This window comes from Streptomyces sp. NPDC002092, assembly GCF_053593775.1.
Map to the genome: position 1 here is coordinate 19332 of NZ_JBSFDG010000012.1, position 20229 is coordinate 39560.

The window sequence follows — 20229 nt, forward strand, 5'->3', positions numbered from 1 at the left end:
TAAACCGCGCGCGTGACCGTGTCGTGGATCTTGTAGCTGTCGAGGTTCGGTCGCCCGCGGTCCGCCAATTCGGCCGGGGGATCCCGTACTGCGATTGAGCCTTCGGCTGTCCTCGGTCGCGGCGTCGGCACATGACGCGTCCGTTGGCGAACTCGTTGACGGGGCCTTCCACACCGGAGCGGATCGCGTACGTCGGCCCCATCCACGCGACGGCTTCAATCCGCCCCACTCTGCAGCGCAGACTCCCGCCGATGGACAGACAAGGCGTACGCCGCGACCCTCGCCACCAGCGCACCCATCTCGGAATCGGCACCAGACGCCACACCGGGCCGCCTCGTGCCTCACTGCCCGCCCATTACCTTCCGCGTAGAGCCCGGTTCGGGTTCGTGGCCTCCGGGGCCGGTATGGCTCTTTGCCCCTGTCCTTCATGATCCGGGGGGGTGCTGTCGCCGGTCCCGGCGGCACCGGTTGATCGCTGATCGAAGCGTGTCCGCCTTCGGGCAGGGCTGCGTAATGTGGCTGCCGATCTCCGGGTACCGGGGCGGGTCACCGGTTGTGACTCCGGGGAGGGAAAGCCCGGTGACCCGCAACGACTTCACATCGATCGATGTGTTCTGCGCCCTGGACGTGGGCAAGTCCACCCAGCACGGCACGGCTTTGCCGGCCGACGGCCGTACGACCTTCGACAAGCCGCTGCCCAACGGCGAGCCCCAGCTGCGGGAGCTGTCCGCCCGCCTCAAACGCAAGGGAAGAGTCCTGGTCGTGGTCGACCAGCCGGCCTCCATCGGCACCCTGGCGGTGACCGTCGCCCGCGCTTGTGGATGCGAAGTCGCCTATCTGCCGGCCTGTCGATGCGCCAGGTGGCCGATTGCCACGCCGGCGCCGGCAAGACCGACGCCCGCGACGCCTACGGCGTTGCCGATGCCGCCCGCACCATGCCCCACCTGCTGCACAGCATCGAAGCCGACGAGAGTGTCCGGGCCGAACTGACCATGGTCCTGGGTTACGACGACGACCTCGCCCGGGACGCCACCCGCACCTCCAACCGGCTGCGCGGACTGCTCACCTCGATCCATCCGACCCTGGAACGCGTCCTGGGACCAAGGCTGCGCCACCCGGCGGTCCTGGCCGTGCTCCAGACCTTCGGCTCCCCGGCCGCTCTGGCCCACTGAACGGTCCATCTGACCTCGTACGGAGCCCACCACGACGGTCCGCCGGGACAGCGGCGCGACATCTTGGCCGTCGACGCGGCCCGGCATCAGAAATGGCAGCTCGCGGCAGAGCTCACGCAGGACGCCGGCCGTCACATCGCCTGGACGGCCGGCCGGTCACTGCACACCGACACTGACCGGGCACCGCGGCAGGATCTGGGACCTGGCAACCCTTGAGATGCATGGCCGCCCCCACGCCTTGACAGCTGGTCAGGACGGGACGGCCAGGCTATGGGACCTCGACTCGGCGACGACGACGTCCGAACTCGGGGACCACGGTGCTCCGGTGGGAGGCGTGGTGGCTACAGAGGCGACGGCCGCCAACTCGCCGTGACTGGCTGCGACAGCGGCGAGTTGCGGGTATGGGACCTGGCCACAGGACATCTCCTGTGGACCGCCCCGGCCCATACGGATCCCAGCTGGTCCATGGTGGGCGTGCGCTACGAGGGGGTCTCCGCAGTGGCCAGCGCGGGCGAAGACCGGGTGATCCGCTACTGGGAACTCGCCACCGGAGCTCCGCTCGCCACCACACACCTGTCCGCCATCAATAGTCGGCAGCGACGAGTCCCTCGGACTCCTCAACGAGGATCGTCCTCATGCCGACGCCGTCTCCGATCTCGCCGCCGCGTCGTTGGACGGATCCATGTACATCCTCAGCGCGGGCGAGGGCGGTGTCGCGCAGTTGCATCCGCTGGACGGCAGCAGCACTGCACGGCAGGTCACCGGCCACATCACTGTGATCACCCGCCCGCGCGTTCATCGCCACCTTCTTCCGCGACGTGGCGCGCTATCTCGGCGGGCCGGACGACGCTGCCCGCGTTGCGGCGCGAGAGGAGGTCGCAGGCGTCATCTCCTCGACGGGCGCCCGCGTGGTCCTCGCCCACTCCCTGGGAAGCGTCGTGGCCTACGAGGCCCTCCACGCCCACCCGGAACTCGAAGTCGACCTGTTCCTGACACTCGGCTCCCCCCTCGCACTCCGCCACGCAGTCTTCGACCGCCTGTCACCCGCTCCGCTCGCCGACACCGGCGAACGGCCCACGGGGGTGCGCCGGTGGGTCAGCCTGTCCGATCACGGGGACATCGTCGCCGTCCCTCGCCCCTTCAAGCGGCGCTTCCCGGCAGTCGATCTCGATCTCACGAACAGCATCGCCCCCTTCGCCTTCCACCGCGTGGCCCCCTGTCTACGGTCCTCTGCTGTGGCCGCGACGTTGGCGCCGTACCTCGTCAAAGACACCGATGTACGCGGATCCGATGCCAACTGATCCGAGAGAGAGTGGGCGACCACACCGCCGATGCCCCGCGCTGAACCTCCGCGCGGGGCATCACTGCTACTCATGGCACTACAAAGCGGCCTCCGGTCACTCCTCGTCCGGCGCCAGCCGCAGCGAGATCGAGTTGATGCAGTACCGCTGATCGGTGGGCGTCGGGTACCCCTCACCCTCAAACACGTGCCCCAGATGCGACCCACACCGCGCGCACCTCACCTCGGTGCGCACCATGCCGTGCGAGCGGTCCTCGATCAGCTCGACCGCGTCGGTGTCCTTCGGGTCGTAGAAGGACGGCCAGCCGCAGTGCGACTCGAACTTCGTGGTGGAGGTGAACAGTTCGGCGCCGCACGCGCGGCACGAATAGACGCCCGTCGTCCTGGTGTCGGTGTACTCACCCGTGAAGGCGGGCTCGGTCGCAGCCTGGCGCAGGACGGCGTACTCGGCCGGGGTCAGCTCCGCACGCCACTGCTCGTCCGGCTTTTCGACGTCGTACGACATGAAGCTCAGCCCCTTACTTCGCGAGACGGTCCAGGATGCGCGGTCCGAGGTCGGTGACGTCGCCCGCGCCCATGGTGAGAACGAGATCACCCGCCTTCGCCATTCCCGCCACGACCTCGGGCACCTCGGCCTTGTCGTGGACGGGCGTCACGTCCGCGCCCGCGGCCCGGGCCGCCTCGATGATCAGCTCGCTCGTCACGCCGGGGATCGGGTCCTCGCGGGCCGGATAGATGTCGAGGACCACCGACGCGTCCGCCAGGGCCAGCGACTGCCCCATCTCCTTGCCGAGCTCCTGCGTCCGTGAGAACAGGTGCGGCTGGAAGACGACCAGGATCCGCGCCTCGCCCGCCGCGGCGCGCATGGCCTCCAGGTCGGCGGTCATCTCGGTCGGGTGGTGGGCGTAGGAGTCGATGACCTGGACTCCGGCAGCCTCGCCCTTCAGCTGCAGTCGGCGCTTCACACCGGTGTACGCGGCCAGGGCCGGGGCCAGCTCGGCGGCGGGGACGCCCAGCGCGACGCCCGCCGCGAGGGCGGCCACGGCGTTGTGCGCGTAGTGACGGCCGGGCACGGAGACGGCGAAGGTGAGCTCCTGCCCCTCCAGCAGGACCGTGACCTCGCTCTTCAGCCCCTGCGGTACGACCGACAGGACCCGTACGTCGGCGTCCTCGGCCTCGCCGTAGGTCACCGTCTTCACCGAACCGGCCAGCCGCCGGGTCAGCTCACGCGCACCCTCGTGGTCGGCGTTGATCACCAGCGTTCCGCCGGGCACGATCCGTCCGGCGAACGTCTCGAAGGACTCGTAGATCTCGTCCATGGACGCGTAGTTGGCGTGGTGGTCCAGCTCGACGTTGAGGACGATCGCGACCTCGGGCGCGTACTTGTGGAAGCTGCGGTCCGATTCATCGGCCTCGGCGACGAAGATCTCACCCTCGCCGTGCAGGGCGTTGGAGCCGGGCGCGTCCAGGTCGCCGCCGATCGCGTACGAGGGCTTCAGCCCCAGCTCGCTCAGCGAGACGGCCAGCATCGAGGTCGTGGTCGTCTTGCCGTGCGTACCGGCGACCGCGATCGGCCTGAGCCCGTCCATCAGCGAGGCGAGGGCGTCGGACCGGTGCACCACCGGAATCTCCAGCTCGGCGGCCCGGGCCAGCTCCGGATTGTCCTTCCGGATCGCCGAGGACACGACGACACAACTGGCGTCGTCGGCGAGATGCTCCGCCGCATGCCCGATATGCACGGTCACACCCAGCGCCCGCAGCGCCTCGGCCGTAGCGGACTCCTTCGCATCACTACCGGCAACCTTGCCCCCGCGCTGAGCAAGAATCTTCGCAATCCCCGACATCCCGGCCCCACCGATGCCGATGAAATGCGGTCGCTCCATGGCGGGGGGAAGGCCGGGTGCCATGCGTGTCTCCCTGTACGGCTGGTCTTTCGGATGTCTCAGCGCCCCAGCCTATTGCCTCCGGTGACGACACCCCCCTAGGGGCGCGGGGAACTGCGCGACAAGCCCCCACCAACCCGCATCCGCAAAACACCCAAACCCCTACGGCGCCTATGCCTTACTGTGCGAAAACAGCTTCAGCACAGGCACACCCACCTTGTGCCGCGCCCGAGACGCCCAGTCCCGATGAAAGAACTCCTCCACGTAGTGGGGATCGGTCAGCACGATCACCTCATCCGCCCCCACCTCGTCCACGAGCCCCTTCAACGCATCCAACGGATGATCCTCGATCAGCCGCCCCTCAGCGGAGCTGCCCGCAGCCTGCAAGGCCCGCAGCGACACCTCCAACGCGCGCTCCCCGAAGGGCCTCGCGGCCTCCCCCTCGGGGACGTCCCGCTCGCGTGCGACCTCGTCCAGCTCGCCGAGCGCGACGTCGTCGATGGCCCGCAGCAGGCGGTCCGCCTGGTCGCCGCGGGGCTGGAGCAGCACGTGGAAGGAGACCTCCTCGTCCCCGTGCAAGCTGGTGACGAACTCCACGTCTGCGGACGTCAGGGCCTTCTCGATCATCAATACGCTTGTGAACACCGGGCGCCCCTTCTGCGGAAACCATCCTGCCCCGTGCTGTCACGGGGACTGCGAGATTCAGTGTGCCCGCCCCGGGCAAAGCGGAACGGTAGGTTCCGTCGTTTTCGGGACCGGCGGTACCGCTGAACGATTCTCAGGGCCGCCGGTAGCGGGTGAAGAGGAAACCCTCCTCCTCCAGCAGCGACGCGAGGACGAAGCGCTGCGGAACCGCGACCGACGGTCCGCCCGCGATGCGCTGTGCGTCGCCGGCGGTGAGCATCGGGGAGACGGCGAGGCAGAGCTCGTCGAGCACTCCGGCCGCCACCAGCTGGCCGAGCAGCCTTGGACCCCCCTCGGTCAGCAGCCGGGTGTACCCGAGCTCGCCCAGGGCCCGTACGGCGCGGGCCGGCTCCACGCCCACCCCGTCACCGGCGATCACCACCCGGGCGCCGGCCTTCTCGGCGGCGGCGACCCGGTCCGGGGCCGCCGCGGCGCCCGTGAGGACCAGGGTCGGCACCACCGGCGAGGTGAACAGCGGGAGGGAGAAGTCCAGGTCCAGGCTGGCGCTGACCACCGCGATCGCCGGCGCCGGCGCCTGCCCGGCCGCCTGTCGCAGCTCCGCGAACTCCGCCCGCGCGCGTGCGGGCCGGTACCCCTCCTGACGTACCGTTTCCGCACCGACGACCACGACGTCCGCCAGCCCGCGCAGGGTGCCGAAGATCCGCATGTCGGCGGCGCTGGAGATCGGCTGCGAACGGCCGTCGTGCTGGGCGGCCCCGTCGAGCGTGGAGACCATGTTCGCGCGCAGCCACGGGACGGGTCGGCCCCCCGCGGTGGGTTCGGGGTAGGCATAGGCGGCGGCTAGTTCGGCGAGGCTCCACTCGCGGTCGGCCGGGGCCTCGGGCCCGCCGGCCCCACCGGTCACACCCTCCTCACCGGGAGTTCCAGGGGCTTTCGGCACTGTCTCGTCGGTCACAGGGAACAGGCGTCGCATGTCGTGCAGTGTGGCACGGCGCTTAGCATGGGGAACCGTGTCGTCCTCCCCTTCCGCCCCCGGCCTCAGCCCGATAGCCGACGCGGCCCCGCTGTCCCTGTGCGCCCGCGCGCCGCACGTCCCCGCGGACCGCCTGGTCGCCGAGATGGTGCCGCCGCCGCGCTTCGACTCGGTCCGCTTCAGCACCTACATACCGGACCCGAACCAGCCCAGCCAGACCGAGGCGGTCCGCGTCCTCGAAGGCTTCGCGGCCGGGCTCGGCGGGGCACACGCCGTCGGCGGCGGTAAGCGCGGCTTCTTCGGATTCGGGAAGCCGAAGGCGCCGAAGATCCCGGCCGGCCCCCGCGGTGTCTACCTCGACGGCGGTTACGGCGTCGGCAAGACACACCTCCTCGCCTCCCTCTGGCACGCCACCCCGGCGGAGCCCGCGCTCAAGGCGTTCGGCACGTTCGTCGAGCTCACCAACCTGGTCGGCGCCCTCGGTTTCCAGCAGACCGTGCAGACCCTGAGCGGCCACCGCCTGCTGTGCATCGACGAGTTCGAGCTCGACGACCCCGGCGACACCGTCCTCGTGTCGACCCTGCTCGGCCGGCTCGTCGACGCCGGAGTGGCGCTCGCCGCCACCTCCAACACCCTTCCCGGCAAGCTCGGCGAGGGCCGTTTCGCGGCGGCCGACTTCCTGCGCGAGATCCAGGGCCTGTCCGCCCACTTCCGCGCCCTGCGCATCGACGGCGAGGACTACCGCCACCGCGGCCTGCCCGAGGCACCGGCACCCTTCTCCGACGAGCAGGTGACGAAGGCGGCGTACGCCACCCCGGGCGCCTCGCTCGACGGCTTCCCGCACCTCCTCGACCACCTGGCCAAGGTCCACCCCAGCCGGTACGGCGCGCTGACCGACGGCCTGAAGGCGGTCTGCCTCACCGACGTCCGCCCCGTCCCCGACCAGTCGACGGCCCTGCGGCTCGTGGTGCTCGCGGACCGGCTCTACGACCGCGAGGTGCCGGTGCTGGCCTCCGGGCTGCCCTTCGACCGGCTGTTCAGCGAGGAGATGCTGAACGGCGGCTACCGCAAGAAGTACTTCCGGGCGATCTCCCGGCTCACCGCGCTGGCGCGCGACGGCAAGGGACTCGCCGAGAGCGACTAGTTCACGCCACCCCACCAGCACATTTCAGGCTCTCTTCAGCTCGAAACGCTAAGTTAACCCAGCAAATACCTCCGCCGGGTTAACCTGCTTCTTGACCATACGTTGACCCGCATCTGACCCTTCATTGGTCAGTGGTTGAGCCGGCGTTGGTACAGACAAGAGGCGTGAAGCACCTGGAGGGGGGGGCGTACATGTTCCGGATCACCACGGCCCGGACCGCGATTGCGGTTCTCGCCGCCGTCCTGCTCGCCCTCCAGTTCTTCGCATCCACGGAGTCCTTCACATCCGCGCACACGGGCCGTCAGGTCGAGGCCAAAGCCCAGACCGGAATCAAACTGTCCGGGAAGGCACTGCGCAACGACTCGGTCACACACCGCCACTGCGGCCACTCCGGGGACCCGACCGGTCCCCTGCGCACCCGCGACCGGCACCGCGCCGCGGACAGCACACCCGAGGGTCCCGAGCGCGCCGTACCGGTCAAGGACCCGGCCGCCGCTGACGAACCAGCCGCATCCGGGGCCCCTCTGACGTCGAGACCCTCGACGCATCACGCTCCGGCAGCACTTCAGGTCTTCCGCTGCTGACAGCAGAGCGGCTCTTCGCAGAGCAGTTCCCCCACACCTGTCCTGCCCCACCCCACACCGACGCGCCGTCGTGGCGCGCCAGGAGGAGTCACCACATCATGCAGCCCCTCATCGACAACGCCCGTACGTTCGGACAGCGCCCTGAGGAGTTCGCCAAACTCGCCGAAGGCCAGTCCCCGCAGGTGCTGTTCATCACCTGCTCCGACTCCAGGGTCGTCCCGGCCCTGATCACCGGTGCCCGCCCGGGCGAGCTCTTCGAGCTGCGCACCGCGGGCAACATCGTCCCGCCGTTCGCCTCCGAGCACCCCACCAGCGAGGCGGCCACCATCGAGTACGCCGTGGAGGTGCTCGGGGTCGACGACATCGTCGTCTGCGGCCACTCGCACTGCGGCGCCGTCGGTGCCCTCGTGCGCGGCGACGACCTGACCGCCGTCCCCGCCGTACGCGACTGGCTCGCGCACGCCACCCCGCGCCCGGCAGGCGCGGTCGAGGACCCGGCCGTCACCGAGGGCGTGCAGAGCCACGTCCTGACGCAGCTGCTGCGGCTGCGCTCGTACCCTTTCATCGAGAAGAAGCTGAAGGACCGTCAACTGTCCCTGCACGCCTGGTACTACGAGGTCCACACCGGCGCCGTCCTGGCGCACGACACCGCCTCCGACCTCTTCAAGGCCCTGTGAGCGCCGCGATGACGACCAAATACCCTTACCTGAGGCAGGACTTCCTCGCCTCCATAGTCGTCTTCCTGGTCGCGGTACCGCTGTGCGTCGGCGTGGCGGTCGCCTCCGGCGTCCCGGCGGAGCTGGGCCTCGTCACCGGCATCGTGGGCGGCCTCGTCACCGGGTTCCTGCCCGGCAGCAGCCTCCAGGTCTCGGGGCCGGCCGCCGGCCTGACCGTGCTCGTCTTCGAGGCCGTCAGCGAGTTCGGCGTCGGCACGCTCGGCGTGATCGTGCTGATGGCCGGTCTGCTCCAGCTCGCCATGGGCTTCCTCAAGATAGGCCGCTGGTTCCGGGCGATATCCGTCTCCGTCGTCGAAGGCATGCTCTGCGGCATCGGCCTGGTGATCATCGCCGGGCAGATCTACGCGGCGGCGGGCCTGAAGGCCCCGTCGAGCGGCCTCGGCAAGATCGCGGGGCTGCCGGGGGCTTTCGCCGACGCCCTCGGCAGCACCGAGGCCCTGGCCTCGCTCGCGATCGGGGCGGGCACCATCGCCGTCATCGTGCTGTGGAAGAAGCTGCCGAAGGCGGTGCAGTCCGTACCCGGTGCCCTCGCCGCGGTGGTCCTGGCCACGGTCGCCACCCTGGCCTTCGGTCTGCCGGTCGCCACCGTCACGGTGGAGGGCCTGTTCGGTGTCATCCAGATGCCCGGGGCCTCGGCCTTCGGCGAGCTGGCCACCCCGGCCATCTGGGGCACGATCGTCGCGTTCGCGCTGATCGCCTCGGCGGAGAGCCTGTTCAGCGCGGCGGCCGTGGACCGGCTGCACGACGGTCCGCGCACCGAGTACAACAAGGAGATGGTCGCCCAGGGCGTGGGCAACACGGTCTGCGGTCTGCTCGGCGCCCTGCCGATGACCGCGGTGATCGTGCGCAGCTCCGCCAACGTCAACGCGGGCGCGAAGACCAAGGCCTCGCGGGTGCTGCACGGCGCCTGGCTCCTGCTGTTCGCCGCCGCGCTCCCCTCCGCCCTCGCGCTGGTCCCGATTCCGGCCCTGGCCGGCATCCTCGTGCACGCGGGCTGGAAGCTGATCCCGTTCCGCCAGATCTCGTCGCTGTGGCGCAGCCACCGGGGCGAGGCACTGATCCTCGTGGTGACGGCCGTGTCGATCGTCGCGGTGAACATGTTCGAGGGCGTGCTCATCGGTCTGGCCCTGTCCGTGGTCAAGACCGCATGGGAGGCCTCGCATCTCAAGACCGAGGTCATCGACAAGGGCGCGGGGCCCATCCAGGTCCACCTCTCGGGCAACGCCACCTTCCTGCGGCTGCCGAAGATCCTCGACAGCCTGGAGGCGCTGCCCCAGGACCGCCCGGTCGAGCTGGACCTGTCCGGGCTGCACCACCTGGACCACGCCTGCCGTACGGCGCTGGAGAACTGGGCCGAGCGGCACAGCGCGGTCGGCACCGAACCGGTGCGGGTCACGGCCGCATAGCTCGCCGGTGGCTGGTCCCGGGTCCGTCGTGGCCCGGGACCAGCCACCGGGCATATCGTTACAGGAGCAGACATACCAGCCCTCTGGCAGAGGGGGTCGTGATGGTTCCTGAGCTGGTGACGGCGGCCGTGGTGGCCGGTTCCGCGGGGATCGTCTACCTCGCCGCGGCGGCGAAGGTCGTCAAGCAGTTCGAACGCGGAGTGGTCTTCCGCCTCGGGCGGCTCGCCGGTGCCGTGCGGGAGCCCGGATTCACGATGATCGTCCCGTTCGTGGACCGGCTCAGCAAGGTGAACATGCAGATCGTCACGATGCCGGTGCCGGCCCAGGAGGGCATCACCCGGGACAACGTGACGGTGCGCGTGGACGCCGTCGTCTACTTCAGGGTGGTCGACGCGGCGAACGCACTGATCAAGGTCGAGGACTACAAGTTCGCGGTCTCGCAGATGGCGCAGACATCGCTGCGGTCGATCATCGGAAAGAGCGAGCTGGACGACCTGCTCTCCAACCGCGAGAAGCTCAACGAGGGCCTGGAGCTGATGATCGACAGCCCGGCCATCGGCTGGGGTGTGCAGGTCGACCGGGTCGAGATCAAGGACGTGTCCCTGCCGGACGCGATGAAGCGCTCCATGGCCCGCCAGGCGGAGGCCGACCGGGAGCGGCGGGCCCGGGTCATCAACGCGGACGCCGAACTCCAGGCCTCCAAGAAGCTTGCCGAGGCCGCCAAGCAGATGTCCGAGCAGCCCGCCGCGCTCCAGTTGCGACTGCTGCAGACGGTGGTCGCGGTGGCCGCCGAGAAGAACTCCACGCTCGTGCTCCCCTTCCCCGTGGAGCTGCTGCGGTTCCTGGAAAGGGCGCAGGAACACCAGCCGCCGCCTGCGCCGGCGCCCCCGCCGGATCAACAGATCGAGACATGACACGTGCGACCGGCGTGGTTCCCGCGCCGCGCGCCGGCAGATCCGGCCCCATAGCGGTACGGACCGGAATCTTCTGCCCTCGGGCAGGAGAGGGCGTCGAACGCCCGGCACGACGTTCGCGGTGACGGGGCCCTGGCGCAGGTAGCGGGGGCGCAGGGGCGCGGCTAGCGTTTCGTCCATGCATCGCAGGCTCGTGATCGTCGCCGCCGCGGCGGCAGTGGGGCTCGCCTCGGGGTGCGGGGACGACGGCGGTGGTACGTCCGTCCCCCCACCCAGCGCCGCGCGGCGGATCACCGTGACGAGCAGCGCCTTCTCCGAGGGCGGCACCGTCCCCCGCAGCTACACGTGCGACGGGGCGGACGTATCACCGCCGCTGAGCGTGTCCGGCGTGCCGGACGGTACCGCCGAACTGGTCGTGCTGGTCGAGGACCCGGACGCCCCGCAGGGCACCTTCGTGCACTGGCTGATGTGGGGCATCGACCCGCACGACACCCACTGGGCCGCGGGCCAGGTACCCAAGGGCGCCACACAGGGCCGCAACGGCTTCAAGAAGAACGCGTACGGCGGCCCCTGCCCGCCCAAGGGCAAGCCCCACCACTACGTCTTCTCGGTCTACGCCACCGACAAGGCCCTCACGCTGTCGGCCGACGCCACGGCTGACGACGTCAAACGCGCGCTGACCGGCCACACGGCGGCCTCGGGCACCCTGACGGGCCGCTACGGGCGCTGATCGCCGGGCGTCGACCGGAGCAGTGCGCCGATACACGATTCACCCGCTTCATCCCTTTATGTTCGTACGATGATCAGTCTCGTACGACCTGTACGCGTACGCCGAGCAGCCGCCGCCTGTGCACTCGGGGCCATGCTCACCGCCTGTGGCGCCCCCGAGGCGTCCCACGCCGCTCGCCCGGCCCCCTCCGCGACCTCCGCCGGCCCGTCCCGGCCACCGACCCTGGCTCCCGGCCCCGCCGGTCTCACCCCGGTCTTCAAGAACGGCCCCCGTACACAGGGCAGAACGGTCGCCCTCACCTTCGATGCCGACATGACCGCCGATCAAGGAGCGCGGGCCGCGGCGGGCGAGCGGTTCGACAATCCGGAGCTGATCGCGACGCTGCGGGCGCTGAAGGTTCCGGCGACCGTGTTCATGACCGGGCGGTGGGCGGACGAATACCCGGCGCAGGCGCGGTCCATCGGCCGGGACCCGCTCTTCGAGGTCGCCAATCACTCCTACAGCCACTACAGCTTCACCGGGAACTGCTACGGCCTGCCGACCGTCTCCGAGGACCGGATGCGGTCGGACGTGGAGCGTGCGTACACCGCGTTCCGCAGGGCCGGGGTGCCGGACGCGAGGCCGTACTTCCGCTTCCCGGGCGGCTGTTACGACCGGCAGGCCCTGAGGGCGCTGGCCGCGACCGGCGTCACCGCCGTGCAGTGGGACGTGGTGAGCGGCGACGCTTTCGCCACGGACGCGGACGCGGTGGCCCGGCAGGTGCTGGAGGGGGTGCGGCCGGGCTCGGTCGTCGTCATGCACTGCACACGCAGCGCGGCGCCGGCGACCGAGCAGGCGGTCCGCCAGATCGTGCCGGAGCTACGCAAGCAGGGCTACCGGTTCGTAAAGGTGTCCGAACTGATCGGGGCCGCAGGGGGTCGGCAGTGAGCGGCTTACGCTGGGCATGTGAGCGAGGACTACTGCACCATCCGCGACGCGACGAAGCCGCCCCGGGCGGACGGGCCGCCGTATGCCGAGTGCGTGCTCTGCCGCGAGCCGACGGAGTACCCGGAGTCGTACAAGGGGATCACCCTGTGCCCGGTGTGCGAGTGGCAGGAGGCTCAGCGCACCGCCTGCTCAGGCTGAGCAACGGGACGCGAGGGCGAAGGTCACCGCGCCCCTCAGGGGCGCGGTGAACTGCGCGACCAGCCCCCACCGGCCCGCAGGATCACCACCTCTGCCAGCGCAGCACCGGCCCGCAGGGTCATCACCGCGCTACCAGCGGAGCGTCCGCTCAAGGTGAGCGGCGGGACGTGAGGGCGCAGGTCGCTGCGACGGCCGCTGTTGCGAGGACGGCTGCCGTGGTCAGTGGGAGCAGGGGGACGGGGATCCTGCCCGACTGGGAGCCGGCGACCAGGTCGCTGACTGCCGCCTGGGCCGGGGAGCCCGTGGTCACCGCCGACAACAGCGCCGTGAGCAGCATCGCCGGGACCGCTCGGCCGGGTGCGCGCAGTACCGGCCAGTTGGTCAGTGCGCCGACCGCCGTGCCGAGCAGTGCGCAGGCCTGCGCGGCGAGGAGCCCGGCCGCGGCCGCCGGCAGCGGTGCGATCCGGGTCCGGTTGTCCGTGCTGACCGGCGCGCTGATCAGGGTCACGACGAGGACCGCGGCCGTACCGAGCGCCGCCGCGGCGATCAGGGCCACCAGCAGCCGGGCCAGATGCGCCCGCCCCGGCCCGGAGGCCGCGGCCACGCAGGCACGGGCCGCGGGCGGTTCGACGGTGACGCAGATCCGTACCAGCCAGGCGGCGACGGGCAGCAGGGCCGCGGCAGCGTAGCCCAGTGAGTCGAGGACGGGCTGCCCGCTCTGCACACCGATGCCGAGGAACGCCGCGTACAGGATGACCGGCGGCAGCCAGCGCTGCGAGCGCAGCAGAAGGGCGGCCTGGTAGCGCAGGAGGGCGGTCATCGGCGGCGGTCCTTGGCGTGTTCGTCGATGGGCTGCACGCTGACCACGTGCCAGGGCGGGCGGGCCGTCAGCAGGGTGCGCAGCACGACGTCCGAGTGGGAGGCGGGGACGGTGAGGCGGTAGCTGCCGGGCGCGGCCTCCTCCGCGGAGACGAGCGCGCCCAGTGCGTCGACGGGCGGCTGCCCGCCCTGCGGGCCCTGCACCTCGACCACCACCTGCGGGCCGTCGTGAGCCGCGGCGGTCTCGCGGGCACGGCGTTCGAGGCCGCCGTCGCGCACGGTGTACGTGGTGTCGGGCGCCCCCGCCAGACGGCGCGGGTCGTGGTCGACGAAGACCACGGCGCAGCCCGCGGCGGTGCGCTCCGCGACGGCCCGCTCCAGCTCGTCGCGGGCGGCCGCGTCCAGGCCCGTCCAGGCCTCGTCGAGGACGAGCAGCTCCGGCTCGGCGAGCAGTGCCTGCGCGACGGCGACCTTCTGGCTGCTGCCCTTCGACAGCTGGGCCATGGGGGTGCGGGCATGGGCGGCTGCCCCGAAGCGGTCCAGCCACTCGCCCGCGGCGCGGATCGCCGTACGGCGGGAGAGGCCGTGGACGGTGCCGAGGTGGGTGAGGTAGCCGTGCGGGGTGAACGGGAGGGCCGACGGGAAGCGTTCGGGAACGTAGGCCGTGCGGGGGCGGCCGGTGATGCGGCCCTCGCTGGGGGCGTCGAGGCCGGCCAGCAGACGCAGGAGGGTGGACTTGCCGGTGCCGTTCGGTCCTTCGACGCGGGTCAGTGTGCCCGGCGTCACGGCGAGGTGGACGCCGCGTAAGACCCAGGGGCCGCGGATGCCGTAGCGGCGGCCGACGTTGTCGAGCCGAAGATCACGTTGCATGGAGGCATCCTCGCAAAGTGGCACTGCCCGGCACCCCCTTAAGGTTGGCCGATGTGAGCCAAGATGTGACGTCCGCCGACGACAGCCCTTTCCGGTCCGAGCCCAACGAGCGCGATCAGGCACCCCAGTTCGTGCTGCCTCTCGTCGTACACGTCGAGAAGGCCGCGCCGCCCGCCCGTACCGACGCACTGGAGACCGCCGCCCGGGCCGTACTGGTGATGCTCAGCGACGAGCGCTCCCTCGGCGACGGGGAGTGGGCCCAGGTCATGCGGGACTGGCAGGACGCCCGCATCCGCAAGGTGGTGCGGCGCGCCCGCGGTGCCGAGTGGCGGCGGGCCGAGGCGCTGCCCGGGATCACGGTGAGCGGCAAGTCGGCGGAGGTACGGGTGTTCCCGCCGGTACCGCTCGACGGATGGCCCAAGGACCTGGCCAGGCTGCAGGTCTCCGGCACGGATCTCGACGATCCGGAGCCGCCGGCGAAGGCGGATCCCGCGGTGCCGGTGCTGTGGCTGAACCCCGCTCTCGGCATGTCCGCCGGCAAGGCGATGGCACAGGCGGGGCACGGTGCCCAACTGGCCTGGTGGGAGCTGTCGGACGAGGAGCGGACGGCCTGGCGGGACGCGGGTTTCCCGCTCGCCGTACGGAGCGCCGACCCGGAGCGCTGGGGCCGACTGACCACGAGCGGACTGCCGCTGGTGCGTGACGCGGGCTTCACCGAGATCGCGCCCGGCTCCTGCACGGTGGTGGCCGATCACCCGGCGCTGCGCTGACCTGGATTGCCGTGCTGGACGCACCGCGCTGGACGTGCAGCTTTACCGTCCCGTTTGGTTTTTTACCTGTTGTTTGAACAACGGGGGTGCGCCGCGCGTACTTCCCCGCATGCGGATCAACGGTACGGCCCTGCTCGTCGCGGCCGTCGTCGTCACCATCGGAGCCATCGCGTTCCCCGTGTGGTCCTACGCCGACCGGTACGACCGGCCGGATCCGGTGGACTCCGTGGGTGTGCTGCGGTGAGCCGAGCCGGCCGGACCGAACCTCAAATGTTGCTCTGAAGGTTCCGGCCACGGGATTCACGTCCGAGCGGCGGGGCCATACCCCCGTCACGTTCTTCGAGGAGCCGGCAGGGAGGGGACGGACCATGAACCGACTGGGAACGGGCATCGGGTGGCGGCCGGAGATCGCCGACGCCGTGGAGCGCATGCCGGGCATCGACTGGGTCGAGGCCGTGGCCGAGAACGTGTGCCCCGGGCACCTTCCCGAGTCGCTGCTGCGGCTGCGCGCCCGCGGGGTGGCCGTGATCCCGCACGGCGTCTCGCTCGGCCTCGGCGGCGCCGACCGGCCCGACGAGCACCGGCTCAACGCACTCGCCGAGCGGGCCGAGGCGCTGGGCGCGCCGCTGGTCACCGAGCACATCGCTTTCGTACGGGCCGGTGGGCCGCTGACGGCGTCCCCGCTCCTGGAGGCCGGGCATCTGCTGCCCGTACCGCGCACCCGGGACGCCCTCGACGTGCTGTGCGAGAACGTCCGCATCGCGCAGGACGCGCTGCCGGTGCCGCTCGCCGTCGAGAACATCGCCGCGCTGATCTCCTGGCCGGGCGAGGAGCTGACCGAGGGGCAGTTCCTGTACGAGCTCGCCGACCGGACGGGCGTACGGCTGCTGATCGACGTGGCCAACCTGCACACCAACCACGTCAACCGCAGCGAGGACCCGGCCAAGGCGCTCGCGGAGCTGCCGCTGGAGGCCATCGCGTACGTCCATGTAGCGGGCGGCTTCGCACGCGACGGCGTCTGGCACGACAGCCACGCCCACCCGGTGCCGCAGCCGGTCCTCGACATCCTGACCGACCTGGCCGCACGGGTCTCGCCGCCCGGGGTGCTGCTGGAGAGGGACGAGAACTTTCCCGAACCTGCCGTGCTGGAGGGGGAGTTGGAGGCGATCCGGGCAGCCGTGGCGAAGGGACGGGCGATACGCGAGGAGACCGTGGCAGAGGCGGCGGAGGCGGTCGTGGGCTCCGTCGCCGCCCCCGCGACCGACTCCGCCCGCCAGCGGCTCGGGCTCGCTCAGACCGCCCTGCTGTCCGCGCTCGTCGCCGGGACGCCCGTGCCGGAAGGGTTCGACCGGGTGCGGCTGGGGGTGCAGGCGCGGGCGCTCGCCGGGAAGCGGGCGGATGTCGTGGCCAAGGTCGCGCCCGAGCTGCCGGTGATCCTCGCGGAAACGTACCGGCCCGCCTTCCTCGCGTACGCCCAGCGTCACCCGATGACCGGCGGCTATCGCCGGGACGCCCTGGACTTCGCCGGGCAGCTGCTGCTCGACGGAAGCCTCGGGGAGGGGCGGGCCCGGCGGGAACTCAGGGAGTGGTGGCTGGAGCGGTCGGGGCCCGTCCCGCGCTCGCGGCGGCCGGCGGTGAGGATGGCCAGGGCGGCCCGGAGGGTGCTGCTGCACCGCTGAGCGCCAGGGTGACAGCCGCAACAGCGGGGCCCACCGAACCCCGCAGTAATATGCCGTGCCGTAGGAGGCACCATGCGACCGCGACCACCTGTCACCGGCCGAGGCATATTCAGCGGCACCGGGGTCATCATCATCGGCCTGACGGCCACCCTGCTGGCGTTGATCTTCCCGATCTGGTCGTACGCCGACCGGTCCGGCACCGGCGTCAGCGCCGACGTACTGAACGCCGACACCGTCTCGACGCAGTACGGTCCGCTGTCCGCGCTCGACCGCGACTTCATCACGAAGGTCCGGTTGGCCGGCCTGTGGGAGCTGCCCGCCGGACAGCAGGCCGAGCAGAAGGGCACCACCGACGCCGTACGGACCGCGGGCCAGCATCTGGTCCTGGGGCACACCTTCCTCGACCAGCGGGTGCGGGACGTGGCGGCCAAGCTCGGGCTGCAGCTGCCCAACGAACCCAACGACCAGCAGAAGCAGTGGCTGGCGACGCTGAACGCGGCGCAGGGCACGGACTACGACAGCAAGTTCGCCAACATCCTGCGGCTGGCCCACGGCAGGGTGTTCTCGGTCGTCGCCCAGGTCCGCGCGAGCACCCGCAACTCGCTGGTGCGTGCGCTCGCCGACGACGCGAACACGACCGTGCTGGACCACATCAAGGTCCTGGAGGCCACGGGCTACATCAACTGGGACGCCCTCGCCCAGGGCATGGCCTCCCCGAGCACTCCCCCGCCGGCCGATCCGACCACGGGCCCCGGCCCCGTCGTCCCGCTCGAGCCGTCCTCCTCGCCGACCTACACGCTGCCGCCGGCCGCCTCCAGCCCGCCGCCGTGACCGCCGCCGGGCCGACAAACGGAACGTCACATACCCACAACACTCCGTCCGCATGGTGAACAAGGCATGGCATTTCCCCGGGCATCTGGCATAGAAACGCGGCATGTTCTGGGTTGTTCTCCTGCTGCTGGCCTGGGCCGCCGCCGGCACCGCGTGCACGCGGTTGTGCCTGGCCGCCGTACGTGCGGCGGCCGGGGACGCGGACGTCGGAGCACCTGCCCGGCGTCATGATCTGACGCTCTACGAGGCCGCGTTCCTGTCCGGCGGACCCGGCAGGGTCGCCGATCTGACCATGGTCTCCATGGCCCGGCAGCGGCGTCTGCTGCTCGCCCACACGGGCTGGGCGACGGTGGTCGACCCGCGCGGCCGGGACGACATGGAGCGGTCCGTCATAGGGGCCATCGGACCCGGGGGACAGAGCCGCATCGCCCCGGTCCGGGCCGCGGCGGCCTCCGCGGACGCGGTCGCCGGCCTCGGCGACCGGCTCGTCGACGCGGGCCTGGCCGTGCCCGCCGATGCCCGGACCACCGTCGCTGCCGGAGTGCGCCAGGTGCAGCTCGCAGCGGTGGCCGTGCTCGTACTGGGCGCGGTCGCGTTGCTGGTGCCCGCCCAGCCGGACATGCCGCGCGGCCTGGTCGCCCTGTGGTTCGCGCTGCCGCTCGCGCTGACGCTGAGCTGCCTCGCCATCGCCCGGGTCGAGGCCCACCCCTACTCGCGCTGGGCCTCCCCGGCCGGGCAGCGGCTGCTGGGCGCCCTGACCAGGCGTGCCTCGAACGGTGACGACCGCACGTATCTCACCACCGTCGCCGTACGAGGCGTCCGCGCGATCGGCGAACCGGACCTGCGCGCGGCCTTCGCGCACCGCGACCAGTCCTGGCGCGAACCACACGCCAGGGGCGCATAGGGGGCATTGAGGCCGACACCGCCGGGGCGGTGCTTGCCTTCTGCATGCACCGAACGAAACATCCCTTTTGTCGCTGCCATGCACCGAAGGGATACGCCATGAGAGCTGCCGCCCTCTACTCGGCCGCCGGATCATTGCTCCTGACCGCCCTCGCGGCCGCCCCGGCAGGCAGCACCCCCGTCGCCCCGGACGCGGCCGAGCTGCAGGGCACGGCGGTGGCCGCCGCGCGCGCCCGGGCGGCCGGCATCGAGTTCGGGAAGTGCGCCGCCGCGCAGGACATGCCGGGCACCATGGAGTGCGGCACGGTGTCCGTGCCGCTCGACTACGCGCATCCCCATGGCAAGCAGATCAAGCTGACCGTCAGCCGGGTGACGGCCACGCACAAGGACCCCCAGAACAGCAAGCGGCGGGTGCCCCGGCAGGGCGCCCTGGTCTACAACCCCGGCGGGCCCGGCGGTGACGGACTGTACTTCCCACTCGTCGGGATGCTCCCGGAGTGGAAGCGGCTCGCGGCGGCCTACGACCTGATCGGCTACTCCCCGCGCGGCGTCGGCAGGTCCTCGCCCCTGTCCTGCGAGGAGCCCAAGCTCTTCTTCAAGGCACCCTCGCAGGCGCCGACGTATCCCTCGGAGGCGTACAAGCAGGAGCGCATCAAGGAGGCCAAGGCCTATGCGACAGGCTGCGCCAAGCGGTCCGGTGGGGGGCTGCAGTACTTCAACTCGCTCAACAACGCCCGTGATCTGGACGTCGTGCGGGCGGCGCTGGGAGAGGGGAAGCTGACGTTCATGGGTGCCTCGTACGGCACCTACTTCGGGGCGCTGTACGCGACGCTGTTCCCCTCGCATGTGCGGCGGATGGTGTTCGACTCGGCGGTGAACCCGGATCCCGAGCAGATCTGGTACCGCAACAACCTCGACCAGTCGGCCGCGTTCGAGAAGCGCTGGGCGGACTTCCGGGAGTGGATCGCCCGGCACGACGACGTGTACGGGCTGGGGAAGACGGCCGACGAGGTGCAGGCCAGCTATGAGAAGGCGAGCGAGCGGCTGGCGGCGAAGCCGGCGGGCGGCAAGGTGGGACCGGCGGAGCTGCAGGCGGCGTTCCTGTCGGCCGGGTACTACGACGACTACTGGGCGACCCGTGCGAAGGCGCTGTCGGCGTATCTGAAGGGCGATGCGAAGCCGCTGGTCGAGCAGGCCGGTCCGGCCACCGAGACGGCCGCCGAGGCGGAGAACACCAACGCGGTGTACACCGCCGTCGAGTGCAACGACGCGCCCTGGCCGACGGACTGGAAGGTCTGGGACCAGGACAACACGCAGCTCGCGCGCGTGGCCCCCTTCGAGACCTGGGACAACGCGTGGATGAACCTCCCGTGCGCCTACTGGCCGGCGCCCCGGCAGCAGCCCCTCGATGTGCGGACCGGGCCGGGTGAGCTGCCGCCGACGCTGATCCTGGCCGCCGAGCGGGACGCGGCGACGCCGTACGACGGTGCCGTGGAGCTGCACCGGCGGCTGAACGGCTCGGTCCTGGTGACCGAGCGGGGGGCGGGCACGCACGGCATCGCGGGCGGCCCGAACCGGTGCGTCAACGGCTACCTGGACGCGTATCTGCTGGAGGGCCGGCTGCCGGAGGAGCAGGCGTCCTGCGCCCCGCACGCGGAGCCGAACCCGGCCGCGACGGACGGCCGGGCCCACCCGGCGCCCATCAAGGAGAACCTGAAGGGCAAGACCGCCCGGCCGTGACCAC

General features: G+C 71.2%; 21 protein-coding genes and 2 pseudogenes. 16 read left to right on the forward strand and 7 right to left on the reverse strand.

Annotation, left to right across the window (positions count from 1 at the left end; genetic code table 11):
* Nucleotides 1–579: 579 nt before the first annotated feature.
* Nucleotides 580–1163, forward strand: a pseudogene (locus ACWCRD_RS26765) (IS110 family transposase); the annotation flags it as partial.
* A 592-nt stretch (nt 1164–1755) separates the two neighbouring features.
* On the opposite strand, the gene ACWCRD_RS26770 reads toward ACWCRD_RS26765, so the two are convergent.
* Nucleotides 1756–1971, reverse strand: a complete 216-nt coding sequence (locus ACWCRD_RS26770; protein ID WP_450968321.1) for a hypothetical protein — start codon at nt 1969–1971, stop codon at nt 1756–1758.
* Nucleotides 1972–1990: 19 nt separating this feature from the next.
* On the opposite strand from ACWCRD_RS26770, the gene ACWCRD_RS26775 reads away from it, so the two are divergent.
* A complete protein-coding gene (locus tag ACWCRD_RS26775) occupies nt 1991–2473 on the forward strand; it encodes a hypothetical protein (protein ID WP_450968322.1) in 483 nt (160 codons plus the stop codon).
* A gap of 96 nt (nt 2474–2569) precedes the next feature.
* On the opposite strand, the gene msrB is transcribed toward ACWCRD_RS26775, so the two are convergent.
* The 4 genes from msrB to ACWCRD_RS26795 all read right to left on the reverse strand — a co-directional run bounded on the left by msrB (nt 2570) and on the right by ACWCRD_RS26795 (nt 5973).
* Nucleotides 2570–2977, reverse strand: a complete 408-nt coding sequence (msrB, locus tag ACWCRD_RS26780; RefSeq protein WP_450968323.1) for a peptide-methionine (R)-S-oxide reductase MsrB — start codon at nt 2975–2977, stop codon at nt 2570–2572.
* A 13-nt stretch (nt 2978–2990) separates the two neighbouring features.
* Nucleotides 2991–4379: a UDP-N-acetylmuramate--L-alanine ligase gene (gene murC / locus ACWCRD_RS26785; protein WP_450968324.1), complete on the reverse strand. Its 1389-nt coding sequence runs from the start codon at nt 4377–4379 to the stop codon at nt 2991–2993.
* A gap of 147 nt (nt 4380–4526) precedes the next feature.
* Nucleotides 4527–5000: an indole-3-glycerol phosphate synthase gene (locus tag ACWCRD_RS26790; RefSeq protein ID WP_450968325.1), complete on the reverse strand. Its 474-nt coding sequence runs from the start codon at nt 4998–5000 to the stop codon at nt 4527–4529.
* 133 nt (nt 5001–5133) lie between these two features.
* Nucleotides 5134–5973 (reverse strand): pyrimidine reductase family protein, encoded by an 840-nt coding sequence (locus ACWCRD_RS26795; protein WP_450968326.1) that lies wholly within the window; start codon nt 5971–5973, stop codon nt 5134–5136.
* Between the two features lie 37 nt (nt 5974–6010).
* On the opposite strand from ACWCRD_RS26795, the gene zapE reads away from it, so the two are divergent.
* From zapE to ACWCRD_RS26835, 8 genes are all read left to right on the forward strand, one after another.
* Nucleotides 6011–7117: a cell division protein ZapE gene (gene zapE, locus ACWCRD_RS26800; RefSeq protein ID WP_450968327.1), complete on the forward strand. Its 1107-nt coding sequence runs from the start codon at nt 6011–6013 to the stop codon at nt 7115–7117.
* Nucleotides 7118–7308: 191 nt separating this feature from the next.
* Nucleotides 7309–7701, forward strand: coding sequence for a hypothetical protein (locus ACWCRD_RS26805; RefSeq protein WP_450968578.1), 393 nt, complete (start codon nt 7309–7311; stop codon nt 7699–7701).
* A gap of 98 nt (nt 7702–7799) precedes the next feature.
* Nucleotides 7800–8378, forward strand: coding sequence for a carbonic anhydrase (locus tag ACWCRD_RS26810; RefSeq protein WP_450968328.1), 579 nt, complete (start codon nt 7800–7802; stop codon nt 8376–8378).
* 8 nt (nt 8379–8386) lie between these two features.
* Nucleotides 8387–9844 (forward strand): SulP family inorganic anion transporter, encoded by a 1458-nt coding sequence (locus ACWCRD_RS26815; protein WP_450968329.1) that lies wholly within the window; start codon nt 8387–8389, stop codon nt 9842–9844.
* A gap of 101 nt (nt 9845–9945) precedes the next feature.
* The gene (locus tag ACWCRD_RS26820; protein WP_450968330.1) at nt 9946–10758 is read left to right on the forward strand and encodes a slipin family protein; all 813 of its coding nucleotides are present in this window, start codon (nt 9946–9948) and stop codon (nt 10756–10758) included.
* 178 nt (nt 10759–10936) lie between these two features.
* Nucleotides 10937–11488 (forward strand): YbhB/YbcL family Raf kinase inhibitor-like protein, encoded by a 552-nt coding sequence (locus ACWCRD_RS26825; RefSeq protein WP_450968331.1) that lies wholly within the window; start codon nt 10937–10939, stop codon nt 11486–11488.
* A 69-nt stretch (nt 11489–11557) separates the two neighbouring features.
* Nucleotides 11558–12415, forward strand: a complete 858-nt coding sequence (locus ACWCRD_RS26830; protein WP_450968332.1) for a polysaccharide deacetylase family protein — start codon at nt 11558–11560, stop codon at nt 12413–12415.
* Between the two features lie 18 nt (nt 12416–12433).
* Nucleotides 12434–12613: a hypothetical protein gene (locus ACWCRD_RS26835; protein WP_398960511.1), complete on the forward strand. Its 180-nt coding sequence runs from the start codon at nt 12434–12436 to the stop codon at nt 12611–12613.
* A 148-nt stretch (nt 12614–12761) separates the two neighbouring features.
* Here ACWCRD_RS26835 and ACWCRD_RS26840 read toward each other — a convergent pair whose 3' ends face one another.
* Complete coding sequence (locus ACWCRD_RS26840; RefSeq protein WP_450968333.1) at nt 12762–13433, reverse strand: ABC transporter; 672 nt, start codon at nt 13431–13433, stop codon at nt 12762–12764.
* Entirely contained in the window at nt 13430–14302 is an 873-nt protein-coding gene (locus tag ACWCRD_RS26845; RefSeq protein ID WP_450968334.1) for an ABC transporter ATP-binding protein, read from the reverse strand. Before ACWCRD_RS26845 ends, ACWCRD_RS26840 begins: the two co-directional genes overlap by 4 nt.
* Nucleotides 14303–14355: 53 nt before the next feature.
* Here ACWCRD_RS26845 and ACWCRD_RS26850 point away from each other — a divergent pair, with 53 nt between their 5' ends.
* The 6 genes and pseudogenes from ACWCRD_RS26850 to ACWCRD_RS26875 all read left to right on the forward strand — a co-directional run bounded on the left by ACWCRD_RS26850 (nt 14356) and on the right by ACWCRD_RS26875 (nt 20225).
* Complete coding sequence (locus tag ACWCRD_RS26850) at nt 14356–15072, forward strand: peptidyl-tRNA hydrolase (protein ID WP_450968335.1); 717 nt, start codon at nt 14356–14358, stop codon at nt 15070–15072.
* A 109-nt stretch (nt 15073–15181) separates the two neighbouring features.
* Nucleotides 15182–15271: pseudogene (locus ACWCRD_RS26855) on the forward strand (DUF4142 domain-containing protein); the annotation flags it as partial.
* Between the two features lie 169 nt (nt 15272–15440).
* Complete coding sequence (locus ACWCRD_RS26860) at nt 15441–16751, forward strand: DUF692 domain-containing protein (RefSeq protein WP_450968336.1); 1311 nt, start codon at nt 15441–15443, stop codon at nt 16749–16751.
* Nucleotides 16752–16823: 72 nt separating this feature from the next.
* The gene (locus ACWCRD_RS26865; RefSeq protein WP_450968337.1) at nt 16824–17582 is read left to right on the forward strand and encodes a DUF4142 domain-containing protein; all 759 of its coding nucleotides are present in this window, start codon (nt 16824–16826) and stop codon (nt 17580–17582) included.
* Nucleotides 17583–17685: 103 nt separating this feature from the next.
* Nucleotides 17686–18486 carry a TIGR04222 domain-containing membrane protein gene (locus tag ACWCRD_RS26870; RefSeq protein ID WP_450968338.1) on the forward strand — a complete coding sequence of 267 codons (801 nt, stop codon included), beginning with the start codon at nt 17686–17688 and terminating at the stop codon, nt 18484–18486.
* Between the two features lie 98 nt (nt 18487–18584).
* The gene (locus tag ACWCRD_RS26875) at nt 18585–20225 is read left to right on the forward strand and encodes an alpha/beta hydrolase (protein ID WP_450968339.1); all 1641 of its coding nucleotides are present in this window, start codon (nt 18585–18587) and stop codon (nt 20223–20225) included.
* The last annotated feature ends 4 nt before the right edge of the window (nt 20226–20229 follow it).

Bases quoted from the DNA above. Each gene is read 5' to 3' on its own strand.
- ACWCRD_RS26820 (WP_450968330.1), top strand. From the start codon at position 9,946: ATGGTTCCTGAGCTGGTGACGGCGGCCGTGGTGGCCGGTTCCGCGGGG.
- ACWCRD_RS26875 (WP_450968339.1), top strand. From the start codon at position 18,585: ATGAGAGCTGCCGCCCTCTACTCGGCCGCCGGATCATTGCTCCTGACC.
- ACWCRD_RS26860 (WP_450968336.1), top strand. From the start codon at position 15,441: ATGAACCGACTGGGAACGGGCATCGGGTGGCGGCCGGAGATCGCCGAC.
- ACWCRD_RS26815 (WP_450968329.1), top strand. From the start codon at position 8,387: ATGACGACCAAATACCCTTACCTGAGGCAGGACTTCCTCGCCTCCATA.
- msrB (WP_450968323.1), bottom strand. From the start codon at position 2,977: ATGTCGTACGACGTCGAAAAGCCGGACGAGCAGTGGCGTGCGGAGCTG.
- murC (WP_450968324.1), bottom strand. From the start codon at position 4,379: ATGGCACCCGGCCTTCCCCCCGCCATGGAGCGACCGCATTTCATCGGC.
- ACWCRD_RS26805 (WP_450968578.1), top strand. From the start codon at position 7,309: ATGTTCCGGATCACCACGGCCCGGACCGCGATTGCGGTTCTCGCCGCC.
- ACWCRD_RS26840 (WP_450968333.1), bottom strand. From the start codon at position 13,433: ATGACCGCCCTCCTGCGCTACCAGGCCGCCCTTCTGCTGCGCTCGCAG.
- ACWCRD_RS26810 (WP_450968328.1), top strand. From the start codon at position 7,800: ATGCAGCCCCTCATCGACAACGCCCGTACGTTCGGACAGCGCCCTGAG.
- ACWCRD_RS26845 (WP_450968334.1), bottom strand. From the start codon at position 14,302: ATGCAACGTGATCTTCGGCTCGACAACGTCGGCCGCCGCTACGGCATC.
- ACWCRD_RS26870 (WP_450968338.1), top strand. From the start codon at position 17,686: ATGTTCTGGGTTGTTCTCCTGCTGCTGGCCTGGGCCGCCGCCGGCACC.
- ACWCRD_RS26865 (WP_450968337.1), top strand. From the start codon at position 16,824: ATGCGACCGCGACCACCTGTCACCGGCCGAGGCATATTCAGCGGCACC.
- ACWCRD_RS26825 (WP_450968331.1), top strand. From the start codon at position 10,937: ATGCATCGCAGGCTCGTGATCGTCGCCGCCGCGGCGGCAGTGGGGCTC.
- ACWCRD_RS26770 (WP_450968321.1), bottom strand. From the start codon at position 1,971: ATGAACGCGCGGGCGGGTGATCACAGTGATGTGGCCGGTGACCTGCCG.
- ACWCRD_RS26830 (WP_450968332.1), top strand. From the start codon at position 11,558: ATGATCAGTCTCGTACGACCTGTACGCGTACGCCGAGCAGCCGCCGCC.
- ACWCRD_RS26795 (WP_450968326.1), bottom strand. From the start codon at position 5,973: ATGCGACGCCTGTTCCCTGTGACCGACGAGACAGTGCCGAAAGCCCCT.